A 12,129-nucleotide genomic window follows, 5' to 3' on the forward strand; every position below is an offset into this window, starting at 1 on the left:
GGCCGAACCGCGTGTGGGCCGAGCGGAGCAGGCTCGCCGGTTGTCCCGGAATTGTCATACCGGGCCGTTAGCATCCGGCCCGTGGGAGCGAAGCTGGGCAGGATCGCGCGTCGGGTCGTCGGCGCGGGCCGGCGCGAGTCGGCCGGTGTGAGCGCCGCCGCGCTGGGGCTGCTGCTGCTCGCCGGCGCCGCGCTGGGCGACGGCATCTCGCGCACCGCCGTCGAGGTCTCCGACGGCCTCACCTGGCTGAACGACGACCAGCGCGGCGAGGTCGTGCAGGTCAACCCGAGCTCCGGGAAACCCCAGACGCGGCTGCAGGTCAGCGGCGCGGACGCGCGGCTGGAGATCGCGCAGTCCGACGACAAGCTGATCGTGCTCGACCGCCGCACCGGCCAGATCACCGTGATCGACCTGGCCACGCTGCTGTCCTCCGGTCGCCGCCAGGCGCCCGCCGGCCCGTCGGCGAAGGTCCTCATCGCGCTCGACCGGGTGTTCGTGGTCGACCGCGCGGCCGGCTCCGTGCACAACGCGGACCCGGTGACGCTGGCCGACATCGGCCCGCCGTGGCTCGCGGGCCAACCGCTGGCCGACGTGGTCGCCGACGACGGCGGGGTGGTCTGGGCCGTCGACCACGGCGGCAACCTCCACTCGCTGGAGTGGTCCGACGAAGACCTGAAGTTCCTGGAGCGCAGCAACAAGGCCGTGGCGGGCGCCGGACCGCGCACCGCGCTCGTGCCGCACGAGCGCGGCGTGACGCTGCTCGGGTTGGAGGGCGGCGTGGTGGTGCGCGACGGCACCGGCCGCGACCTCACCGCGAGCACCGCGTCGTTCACCGGCGAGGTGCTGGCCGCGCAGACGAGCCCGACGGGCCTGGTGCCGGCGTCGGTCCCGGACGCGTCGGTGGTCGTGCTGGTCAGCGGTGACGAGGTGGTCCGGGTGGACATGCGGCAGTTCGACTGCCCCGAGCCCGGACGGCCGGCGGTGTTCCGCGACCGGGTCTACGTGCCGTGCCTGGGTTCGGGCAAGGTCGTGGTGCTGGACCGGGCGGGCCGGAAGGCCGCGGACGACGTGCGAACCGGCGGTGCGGGCGACCCGGCGCTGGTCTTCGACGACGGCAAGCTGTTCATCAACACGCCGGGCGCGGACTCGGGCGTCATCGTGGACTCCGACGGGCGCACCCGGGACGTGGTGATCCGCAGCCCCGAGCTGCCGGTCATGGACCCGGAGCGCACGCCGATCCCGAGCGTGCCCAGTCCTCCGCCGCCGCGCCCGGACCCGCCGACTCGGGGCAACGGGCAGAACACGCAGGGCCGGGGCGTGGAGCCGACCACCGCGCCGGTGACCGTGACGACGACGCCGAGCGCCGGCGTGTCGGGCGCTGCGCCCGGGCGTCCCGCGGGCGTGACGGTGTCGCAGCGCGGCAACGACGGCGCCTCCGTGGTCGTGGCGGTGAGCTGGAGCGCGGCGCCGGACGGCGGCGAGCCGATCTCGGGGTACGCGGTGACGGGGACCGGCGCGTTCTCGGGCGGGTCCCGGGAGACGCGGGTGGCGGGCACGTCGGCCGAGCTGGTGCTGCCCTGTGCGGGCTCGACGTTCTGCGCGAGCGGGAAGCTGGACGTCTCGGTGGCCGCCTACAACCGGTTCGGCACGGGCGAGGCGGGCACCGCGTCGTGGACGATCCGGCCGGCGGCCGTGACCACGACCACCCAGCCGCCCGTGGTCACGACCACGACTGCCGCACCACCGCCGCCACCACCGACGACCGAGCCGCCTGTGGTCACCACGACGACCACACCGCCGCCACCGCCGCCACCGCCGCTGCCCACCCCGGGCGCCGCGGTGATCAGCACGGTCGGCGCGGGCTCCCACCTCTACGAGAGGAGGGTGACCACGGCGCCGCCGGCGGACTGGGCGAGCCACAGCGGGACGTGCGAGGTCGCCAACACGACCTTGGGCACCAGCGTGCCGATCGCGTGCGCCGGCGGCACCGTGACGATCGACGTGGACACCGGCTTCAACTCGCTGCTCGTGCGGGCGCACGGCCCGACGGGTGTGGCGGAGTCGAAGGTGTATCCGGTGCGCGTGCGTGAGCCGATCGAGAACTGCGGCGGCGGCAGGATCTGCCAGCCGCTGAGCGTGCCCGCGTCGGAGGAGGACAACCAGCTCGTCGGCGGCGGCATCGGGCTGCTGGCCACGGCGTGGCTGCTGACCCTGCGCAACCGGCGGATGCGGCGCGGCGGGTCGGAGTGACGAGGGGCGTGACGTGACGACTACGGCGGTGCCGGCCATCGGCGAGGACGAGATCGCGGAGTTCCGCGCCCTGCACGCGCGGCTCGGTGACGCGGTCGAGTCCGCGGTGCGCGGCAAGCGGGACGTGGTCGACCTGGTGCTGGTCGCGCTGTTCGCCGGCGGGCACGTGCTGCTGGAAGACGTGCCGGGCACGGGCAAGACGACGTTGGCGCGCGCCGTGGCGGGCGCGCTGGGCGGCGTGTCGAGGCGGGTGCAGTTCACACCCGACCTGCTGCCGTCGGACGTCACCGGCACGTCCGTGTACGACCCGCAGACCGGCGAGGTGCGGTTCCGGCCGGGGCCGGTGTTCGCGAACATCGTGCTGGCCGACGAGATCAACCGCGCGGCGGCCAAGACGCAGTCGGCGCTGCTGGAGGTCATGGAGGAGCGGACGGTGACCGTGGACGGCGTCGCGCACGCCGTGCCCGCGCCGTTCCTGGTGGTGGCCACGCAGAACCCGATCGACCTGGACGGCACGTACCGGCTGCCCGAGGCGCAGCTGGACCGGTTCATGCTGCGCACGTCCATCGGCTACCCGTCGGTGGAGCACGAGATGGACGTGCTGCGGCCCGGGAGCGGCGCGGGACAGGTGGGCGCGGTGCCCACGGTGAGCAACCCGCGCGTCGTCGCCGAGCAGGGACGTCGGCTGGCGACGCTGCACGTGGCGGACCCGTTGTTGCGCTACATCAGCGACATCGGCGTCGCGTCGCGAGAGGACAGCCGGTTGCGGTTGGGCGCGAGCACCCGTGGGCTGCGTTCCCTGGTGCGGTGCGTGCAGGTGTACGCGGCGGCCCGGGGCAGGCACTTCGTGGTGCCGGGCGACGTGCAGGAGTTGGCCGTGCCGGTGTTGGCGCACCGGTTGGTGCTGACGCGCGAGGCGCAGTTGGCGGGCACGACGACCGGGGAGGTCCTGGCCGACGTCCTGGCGGGCGTGGCGGTGCCGCGACCGGCCGCGCGATGACCAACGTGCGGCTCACCGCGCGGGGCTCGGGCGCGCTGCTGCTGGGCGTGCCGCTGGCGGGTCTCGGGTTGTGGTGGCGGTACCCGGGGGTGGCGGGGTTGGGGCTGGCCCTGGTGCTGCTCGTGGCGGTCGGCGCGGTGTCGGTGCTGTCTCGGGCGCAGGTCGCGCCGAAGCGGACCGTGCGGCCGCGGACCGTGCAGCGGTTGGGCGCCTGCTCGGGAGTGGTGGAGCTGACGGGCACGAGCAAGCGCTTCCCGGTGGTGTTCGACGCGACCGACGAGGTGGCGGGCGAGGCGGTGCCGGTCGACATCCCGCTGCTGGCGCCGGGGCAGAACGTGAAGGTGGAGTACCCGATCCCGACGCACGCGCGCGGCCTGCTGAAGGTCGGGCCGTTGACGTTGAGCCGTCGGGGTCTGGCGGGTCTCGCGCGCGCCCGGACCGTCGTGGGCGACGTGGTGGAGGTGCGGGTGGTGCCGCGCGTGCTGCCGGTGCGCGGTCTGCCCGGCGGGGTGCGGCGCGGGCACGTCGGCGCCGAGGAACGGGTGGAGCGCGGCGGGACGGACCTGGTGGGGCTGCGCGAGTACGTGCCCGGTGACGACCTGCGGCGGCTGCACTGGGCGACGTCCGCGCGGACCGGGACGTTGATGATCCGGGAGGACGCCGACCCGGCCCGGCCGCACCTGGCGGTGGTGCTCGACGACCACGCGGACGGGTACGCCGAGGCGAAGGACCTGGAGGACGCGGTGGAGGTGGCGGCGTCGCTGGTGGCGGTGGCGATCGCCGAGGGCCACCCCGTGCGGTTGGCGTCGACGTCGGGCGCGGTGGACGTGGAGCTGCCGGCGGGGGCGGTCGACGCGGACGCGTCGGTGGTGCTGGCGGCGTTGGCGGATCTCCGGGCGGCCGACGGGGCCGGGGCGGTGCGCTCACTGCCGATCCGGGACCTGGACGTGGTGGCCGTGGTGTGCGGGGCGAGGGCCGGCCTGTCCGCGTTGGCGCTGGAGGCGGGACGTGCCTCGGTGGGCGTCGTGCTGGTCGTGGATCCGGAGGTGACGCAGCCGATCTCGGCCGTCGGCCCGGTGCTGCTGCTGCGCCACGCCAAGGCCGAGGGCCTCCTGGACGCCTGGAACACGGCGGTGTCGCGATGACCGCCGGCGCTGCCGTAGATCACCCGATAGCGTCATGGCCGCCGGGGATGAATGGAAGCGCCGATTTTGTTGCCGGAAGTATGGAGGCGCGGCGCCCCGGCCCAGGGTGTGTCGCGGCGGTGGGCACGTGAACGCCCACAGACCCGCCGACCCCGCCCCCCGCACCACCCCAGCAAGCGCGACCCCGGGCACCGCGGGAAGTGCCGCGGGAAGCACCGCAGCCGACTCGAGCACCACCCGGACAAGCTCGAGCACCACCCGGACAAGCACGCCGGCCGCCCCGGGCACCGAGCGCACGAGCACGACGCCGGTGAGCACCACGCCGGTGAGCACCACGCCGGTGAGCACCGCCGTGAGCGCGGCCAGGGTGGGCTGGGCGGCCCTGGTGGTTGTCGTGGCGGCGTTGCACCTGGGGTCGGGGTGGCAGGGGTTCACCGCGTCGCTGGTGTTCGCGGGCGCGGCGGTGGTGGCGTTCGGGTGCCTGCCGTTGTTGCGGTGGCGGCGGATGCCTTCGGGGCTCGTGGCGTTCTCGCTGGTGGCGTCGGCGCTCGTCGGCGGGTACTGGGTGGCCCGGGACACGGCGGTCGACTCCGCCGATCCGCTGCCCGTGCTGCTGGACCTGGTGCCGCGCCTGCTGACCGCCGCCCGTCCCGCGCCCGCGACGCCCGAGCTGCTGGCGCCGGGCGCGCTGCTGGTGTTCGGGGTGTCCCTGGTCGTGGTGCTGGCGGTGGCGGGGCGTGGGCGGTCGTTGGTGGCGCCGGTGGGTGGCGCGGCGGTGCTGTACACGTGCACGGCGTTGTTGACGGCGGGGCGGGCGGATCGGTTCGGGTTGGTGGCGGTCGGGTTGGTCGCGTTGGCGGCGGCCGGGTGGCTGGTGGTGGACCGGGTGGAGGCGGGCGGCCGGGGGCGGGTGTTGTCGGGGTTGCCGGCGGTGCCGGTGGCGGTGGTGGCGGCGCTCGCGGTGGTCTTGCCGTCCGGTGATGCGTTCGAGCCCCGGGAGTTGGTGGAGCCGCCCGTCGGTGATCTGGGGGTGGCGAGTCCGCTGCCGCAGTTGGCGTCGTGGGCGAACCTGGGCGACACCGAGCTGTTCCGGGTGCGCGGCCCGGAGCGGGCGGTGCGGTTGGTGGCGTTGTCGGACTACTCGGGCGCGGCGTGGCGGGCGGCGTCGCTGTACGGGCCGATCGGGGCCGTGGCGGAGCCCGACCTGCCGCCCGGCGCGCGGGTGGACGAGACCGAGGTGGAGATCACCGTCGGCGAGCTGGGCGGCCGGTGGTTGCCGACGGTCGGGCGGCCGACGGCGGTGACGTTGGCCGGCGCGATGGTCGACCCGGACTCGGGTTCGCTGGTGCTGCGCGAGGAGCTGACGCCCGGGTTGTCGTACCGGGTGCGGGGTGTGGTGGACGTGCCCGACGACACGGACCTGCTGGACGCCGCCGTGCCGACGAACGCGGGCCGGTACCTGGAGCTGCCGGGCCTGCCCTACTCGTTGGCCGAGTACGCGCGGCAGATCGTGCAGAACGCGCGGTCGCCCTACGAGCGGGCCGTGGCGATCGAGCAGGTGGTGAAGCAGGGCCGGACGCCGGACGCGCAGGCCCCGGTCGGGTCGTCGTACGCGCGGCTGGAGCGGTTCCTGTTCGGCGGCGCCGGTGAGCCGGGCGCGAACGCGGGCACGGCGGAGCAGTTCGCGTCGGCGTTCGCGGTGCTGGCGCGGGCGGTGGGGTTGCCGACCCGGGTGGTCGTCGGCTTCCAGCCGGCCGACGGCGAGGAACGCGTGGTGCGCGGCAGCGACGCGACCGCCTGGCCGGAGGTGTACTTCGCCGGGTGGGGCTGGGTGCCGTTCGACCCCGTGTCGGGTGTGTCGTCGGGCGGTTCGAGCGCCGCGCGGAAGCGCGAGGTGCTCGACCGGTTGGCGTCGGTCACGGCCACCCCGACGAGCACGCCGCTGTCCGCGCCGCCGCTGTTGGTGACCCCGTCGAGTCCCGTCGCCGCGCGGGCGACGCCCGCCGGGTCGCAGCGGTGGATCGGGCACGCGGTGCTCGGCGGGGTGCCGGTGCTGATCCTGCTGGTGCTCGGGTCGGCCCGGCTGGCGCGGCGCGGGCGCCTGCGTGCCGGGGGCGCGACCGGCGCATGGGCCTACGTGCTGGACGGGTTGCTGCTGGCGGGCCGGACACCGCCCGCCGACCGGACCGCGCCGGACATCGCGGCGGGCCTGGGGTCCGGGCCGGCGGTGGAGTTGGCGCGGCTGGCCGAGCACGCCGCCTTCGCCCCGAGGACGCCGGGGGAGATCCCGGGAGCCGACGAGCGCGGTCGGACGTCGGCGTGGTGGTTGGCGAAGCAGGTGCGCGGCGGGCTGCGGCGCGGGGTTCCCTGGTACCGCAGGGTGTTCTGGGCGGTCGACCCGCGGCCCCTGTGGCGGCGATAGCCCGAGGCGTCGGCGCGAGGCGCGCGGTCGGCCGTGGTGCGCGGCGTCAGCCGTTGCGCACGGCGCACGTGCGGGCGGACGCGCCGCGCTGCGTGGCCGGGTCGTCCAGCCCGATCGCGAGCACCTGGAAGCAGTACTGCGGCGCCTTCGGCTCCAGGCCCTCCAGCACGTGCGACGTCGCACCGGCCGCCACCGTCACCAACGGCTTCGGCGCCGGACCCGTCACGTCGACCACGACGAACTGCGCGTTGCCCTCGCTCGGGTCCGTCCAGAACAGCTCGATCCGGTCACCGTCGTCCTCCAGCCGCTTGAGCACCGGCGTGAACCGCGGATCACCACCCGGAGGCAGGCCGGCCGTCGCGGAGGTGGTCGTGACGGCCGTGGTGGTGGTCGTGGTCGTCGCCGTGGACAGCGGCGACGCGACCTGCTCCGACCGGCCGGGCAGGCTCAACGCCACCCCGACCGCCACGCCGACGAACACCGCGCTCGCCCCGGCGAGCTTCCACGACCGGCGTGGCCGCGGCGGCGGCTCCGGCAGCTCCACCAGCGGCGGCGCGGGCGGCGGCACGGGCGGGCGGCGCTCGGTGTGGTGCCGGACGGTCAGGTCGGCCAGGTCCTCGGTCCACGTCTTCGCCGGCTCCGGCGCGGCGGCGACCGGTTCCGGCGCGCTGTCGAGCACCGGCTTCGGACCGAAGTCCGGCAGCTCGGTCGGGCCCTCCGGGTAGCGCTCCGGCGTCACGTGCCGCACCGCCGCGGTGTGCTCCGGGTCCACGGTGGACTGCGGCGACCACGTCGGCACCGACGCCAGCGCGGCGCGCAGCGCGGCGGCGTCCGGGAACCGCTCCTCCCGCGCCTTGCGCAGGCACCGCAGGATGATCGCCACCAGCTCGACCGGCACGTCCCGCCGCAGCAGCGACCTCGGCCGCGCCTCGCGCACCCGGCCGAGGTAGGCGAGCATGGTGTCCTCGCCGGGGTCGGCCGACGCGAACGGCGGTTGGCCGTCCAGCAGCGTGAACAGCGTCGAGCCCAGCGACCACAGGTCGTCGGCGGCGGCGGGCGGGCGGCCGTCCACCATCTGCGGCGCGGCGTGCCGGTAGCTCACCAGCTGCAACGACGCGGTGTGCGCCGCGTCCGCGCCGCGCGCGATGCCGAAGTCGGCCAGCACGTAGGAGGTGGGCAGCACCAGGATGTTCTGCGGCTTCACGTCCCGGTGCAGGATGCCCTGGTCGTGCGCGAACGACAGCGCGTCGGCGACCGCGATCCCGGCCGCGACCACCTCGTGCACGGGCAGCGGCCCGCGCTCCCGCAACCGGTCGTGCAGCGACCCGAGGTCGTGGTACTCCATCACGATGCACGGCCGGCCGCCGATGACGCCGGTGTCGAGCACGGTCACGATGTGCGGGTGCTGGCGGCCCAGCCGGACGGTGATCTCCAGCTCGCGGTGGAACCGGGTGACCGTGTCCTGATCGGTCACGTCCAGCACCTTCACCGCGACGTCGCGGTCGAGCCCTTCCTGCGTGGCCCGGTACACGGTGCCCTCGCCGCCGTGCGCGACGAGCCGGAAGTCGCGGTAGCCCGGCAGCGCGACGGCCGGCGCCGCGGCGCTCGAACCGGGCGGGGGCGCCCAGGCCAGCAGGTCGTCGGCGGGGTCCACGGCGCGATCGTATCCGGCGGGCACGGCGCCGGAGGGCACTTGGCGGACGGGGGCGCCGCGGGTGCGCCGGACGGCTGTCGACGTGCGGCCGGCCGGTCGGCGTCGGATGGTGTCCCTGTTGGCGGACGTCGGCGGAGGGAAGCTGTGATGAGTGGCCCGATCGTGGTCGGAGTGGACGGATCGGCGTCGGCGCTGACGGCCGTCCGGTGGGCGGCGGAGGAAGCCGCCCGGCACCGGGCGCCGCTGGAGCTCGTGCACGCCTACCTGCTGCCGAGGCGCGGTTACCCCGAGCTGGTGCTGACCGGGCACGAGGTGCGGGACGCGTTCGAGCGGCAGGGCAGGCAGTGGCTCGCGGACGCGGCGGACTCCGTGCGGGACCTCGTGCCCGAGGTGAGGACGTCGCTGGTGGTCGACCGGCCCGCCGCCGCGATGATCGCCGCGTCCCGGGGCGCCCGGCTCGTCGTGCTCGGCTCGCAGGGCCTCGGCGGGTTCTCCGGGCTGATCATCGGGTCGGTGGCGGTGTCGGTCGCCGCGCACGGCAAGAGCCCGGTGGCCATCGTGCGCGGCGCGTACCGGGACACGGGCCCGGTCGTGCTCGGGGTGGACGGCGAACCGGCGGGGGAGGAGGCGATCGCGTTCGCGTTCGCGGAGGCGTCGGTGCGCGGGACGACGCTCGTCGCGCTGCTCGCGTGGACGGCGCTGCTCGCCGAGACGCCGTACGCGGCGAGCCTGAGCGTCGACTGGGACGAGGTGGAGGACCAGCAGCGGCAACTGCTCGCGCAGCGCCTGGCGGGATGGCAGCAGGAGTACCCGGACGTCGTGGTCGAACGGCGGGTGGTGCGCGAACGCCCGGCGAAAGCCCTGCTCGACGCCGCCCACGACGCGCGGCTCCTGGTCGTCGGCAGCCGTGGCCGCGGCGGCTTCGCCGGGATGCTCCTCGGCTCCACCAGCCAGGCGCTGGTCTACCACGCGCCGTGCCCGTTGGTCGTCGTTCGGGCGGACTGACCCACCACAGCCGCCGGCCGGGGTGATCTTCGGGCATGATCGGCACCCCGAGGTGATCGCCTCGGTCCGTACCGGCGACGCGGCGGGGGAGCGGAATGGTCGCAGTGCTCGGGGATCTGCGGGACAACCGGGACCTGGCGGTGCTGGCGGGCGGGTCCGGGGTGGCCGGGCTCGGCGCGCAGCTCACGCTGATCGGGTTCACCACCGAGCTGGCCGGGTCCGGCGCGTTCGCCGTGGCCGGGCTGTTCGTGGCCGTCGCGTTCGGCGCGGTGCTCGGCACGCCGCTCGCCGGGTGGGCCCTGGACCGGGTACCCCATCGGCTGCTGCTCGTCGTCGCGGTGTTCGCGCAGGTGCTGCTGCCTGTCGGTCTGCTGTTCGGCTACCAGCGGCCGCCTGTGCTGTACGGCCTGGTGGCGTTGCTCGGCCTGTGCGGCGCGGTCGTGTGGACGTGCGCGTCCGCCCTGGTGCCGGTGGCCGTGGGCGAGGACGGCGCGGCACGCGGTCACGCGGTGTTGTCGTCGGCGCGCAACGCCGGGTCCGTGGCGGGCATCGTGCTCGGCGGGGTGATCGCGGCCGGGCCGGGCGTGCAGTGGGCCGTGATGCTCGACGCGGTGTGCGCGTTCACGCACCTCGCGCTGGTCGTGGTGTGGCTGCGGGCGGACCGGGACCCGAGGCGGGACGACGGCGGCGCGGCCGCGCCGGGCGGCCAGTGGAGCGGCTGGGTGCTGCTGCGCAGCGACCGGCTGCTGCTGGGCCGCGTCGTCGCGCAGGCCGTGGTCGGCGTGGCCGTGGCCATCGCGCTGGTCAACCAGGTGTTCCTGGTCCTGGGCCCGATCGGGGGCAACGAGTTCACCTACGGCGCCGTGCTGGCGTGCTGGAGCGCGGGCCTGCTGCTCGGCGCGAACCTGACCCGCCGCGTCACCACCACGCGAGGGCTGGTCGCGGCCTTCGCCGCCGCGAACCTGGTGCTGGCGCTGGCGCTGGCCGCGCCGGCCCGGCTGCCGCACCTCGTGGTCACGGCGGTCGCGTGGCTGGTCGCCGGCGCGTGCGGCTCGGTGCAGAACGTGACGCTGAACGGCCTGGTCGAGGCCAGGACCTCGGACGCGGTCCGGGGACGCGTGGTCGCCACCGCCGGCGCGGTCACCACCTGCTCGGGCGTGGTCGGCCTGCTGGTGGCGGGCGTGGTCGTCGGCGCCGCCGGCCCGCTGTCCGCGTTGACCGCGGCGTCGGGGTTCGCCCTGGTGGCGGCGCTCATGGCGGTGCTGGCGGTGCTCCGCCGCGACCACCTGCGCGCCTCCGCGGTGACACCGGACCCCGACCGCGCGCCGGACCGTCAGGGGACGCTGGTCGCGGGTTCTGGCCGGTGGACGCCTCGCGGCCGGTAGCGCAGGGCGTCGGCGAGCCCGAGGAGGTCGGCGAGCAGCCACACCACCGCCGGCCACATCTCGGCGCCCTGAAGGCCCGGCGCCGTGGCGGGGAGGCCCGCGGTCGTGGGTGCGGCGCCCGTAAGCCCAAGCCCGCGCCGGCGGACCAGCGGCCCAGCGCGTCGGTGAGCAGCCGGCGCGCGACCTCGGCGACCTCGTCGGCGCGGTGCCCGGTGTGGCGGGTCAGCCAGAGCGGGTGGGCGACGTCGAGGACCGTGCAGGCGTCCTGCTGCTCCGGGCGGAAGAAGCGGGCGTCGCGGACGTGCTCCAGGACCGTGTCCACGACGCGTTCCGGGTGCGGCAAGGGCAGGTCGAACTGGGCGAACGTGCCGCGCGAGGCCCGGTAGCAGCCGTTGACGAGCCGGCGCAGGCCGTCGCCGGGCGACGGTCGGCCCCACATGCCGGTGCGGCGGTCGGCGTTGACGACCAGCCAGCCGAACAGGGCCTCGGTCGCGCCGGGCGCGGTCGGTGCGCCGAGCCGCCGGTTCCAGTGCAGGACGGTGCCGAGGGCGTCGACCCAGGCAGGTCGAGCGCGTAGCCGACGGACAGGACGTGGTAGGCGGCGTCCGGGTCGACCGGACCGCGCCCGACCGGTCGCGTGGCGCCGTCCGGGCCGAGCGCGCCGACGAGCCCGGTCTCCGGGTCCTGCCGGCCGCGCAGCCGGTCGACCTGGGCCTGGGCGGGCAGCTGGTCGGGCACGCGGCCGAGCAGCAGGTCGGCGATCTCGATCGCGTCGCACTGGGCGCGGACGGTCGGCGCCGCCCCCGGCCGGTCGGTGAACAGGCCGAGGTCGGGGTTCCAGCAGCGCTCCAGCACGCCGGTGGCCTGGGCGCGGGCGGTCTCGGCGAACGCGGTGAGCCCGCCGACGAGGTCGTCCCTCGCGGCGCGAGCGCGGGCACCACCGTCACCCCCTCGAGGACCACGACGTGCGACCCGATCCAGACGTCGTCACCGACGGTGATGCCGATCGAGCGGAGGGGCTGCCGGAACACCTCGGTGTCCGGGTCGTCGACGGTGTGGTTGAACGCGAGGATCGAGGTGTGCGCGCCGATCCGCACGGCGTCGCCCAACCGGATGTCGCCGCGCACCACCGCGTACGGGTTGATCGAGCAGTCGCGCCCCGCGCGCGGCGACCCGCTCAGGTAGGCGCCCGCGGCGACGTAGCCGCCGGGGCCGAGGCGCAGCACCTCGTTCTGCACGGAGGCCGGCCCGGAGAGGAAGCAGCGCTC

8 protein-coding genes are annotated in these 12,129 nt (G+C 75.8%); 7 read left to right on the forward strand and 1 reads right to left on the reverse strand.

Going from position 1 to position 12,129, the window contains the following annotated elements:
• Window positions 1–81 precede the first annotated feature (81 nt).
• The 4 genes from IOD16_RS12200 (at window position 82) to IOD16_RS12215 (ending at window position 6,817) form a co-directional block, all read left to right on the forward strand.
• A complete protein-coding gene (locus IOD16_RS12200; protein ID WP_201440128.1) occupies window positions 82–2,250 on the forward strand; it encodes a hypothetical protein in 2,169 nt (722 codons plus the stop codon).
• 13 nt (window positions 2,251–2,263) lie between these two features.
• Entirely contained in the window at window positions 2,264–3,250 is a 987-nt protein-coding gene (locus IOD16_RS12205) for an AAA family ATPase (protein WP_201440129.1), read from the forward strand.
• Window positions 3,247–4,395: a DUF58 domain-containing protein gene (locus tag IOD16_RS12210; RefSeq protein ID WP_201440130.1), complete on the forward strand. Its 1,149-nt coding sequence runs from the start codon at window positions 3,247–3,249 to the stop codon at window positions 4,393–4,395. The genes IOD16_RS12205 and IOD16_RS12210 overlap by 4 nt, the downstream gene beginning before the upstream one ends.
• 310 nt (window positions 4,396–4,705) lie before the next feature.
• Window positions 4,706–6,817, forward strand: coding sequence for a transglutaminase domain-containing protein (locus IOD16_RS12215; RefSeq protein WP_201440131.1), 2,112 nt, complete (start codon window positions 4,706–4,708; stop codon window positions 6,815–6,817).
• A 46-nt stretch (window positions 6,818–6,863) separates the two neighbouring features.
• Here IOD16_RS12215 and IOD16_RS12220 read toward each other — a convergent pair whose 3' ends face one another.
• Window positions 6,864–8,471 carry a serine/threonine-protein kinase gene (locus tag IOD16_RS12220; protein WP_201440132.1) on the reverse strand — a complete coding sequence of 536 codons (1,608 nt, stop codon included), beginning with the start codon at window positions 8,469–8,471 and terminating at the stop codon, window positions 6,864–6,866.
• A 147-nt stretch (window positions 8,472–8,618) separates the two neighbouring features.
• On the opposite strand from IOD16_RS12220, the gene IOD16_RS12225 reads away from it, so the two are divergent.
• From IOD16_RS12225 to IOD16_RS40145, 3 genes are all read left to right on the forward strand, one after another.
• On the forward strand, window positions 8,619–9,476 hold the full coding sequence (locus tag IOD16_RS12225) for a universal stress protein (protein ID WP_201440133.1): 858 nt from the start codon (window positions 8,619–8,621) through the stop codon (window positions 9,474–9,476).
• Window positions 9,477–9,571: 95 nt separating this feature from the next.
• Window positions 9,572–10,861 carry an MFS transporter gene (locus IOD16_RS12230; protein WP_201440134.1) on the forward strand — a complete coding sequence of 430 codons (1,290 nt, stop codon included), beginning with the start codon at window positions 9,572–9,574 and terminating at the stop codon, window positions 10,859–10,861.
• A 591-nt stretch (window positions 10,862–11,452) separates the two neighbouring features.
• Complete coding sequence (locus tag IOD16_RS40145) at window positions 11,453–12,046, forward strand: hypothetical protein (protein WP_236594927.1); 594 nt, start codon at window positions 11,453–11,455, stop codon at window positions 12,044–12,046.
• The last annotated feature ends 83 nt before the right edge of the window (window positions 12,047–12,129 follow it).

Source organism: Saccharothrix sp. 6-C (assembly GCF_016695385.1).
Taxonomy (GTDB): Bacteria; Actinomycetota; Actinomycetes; order Mycobacteriales; family Pseudonocardiaceae; genus Actinosynnema; species Actinosynnema texasense.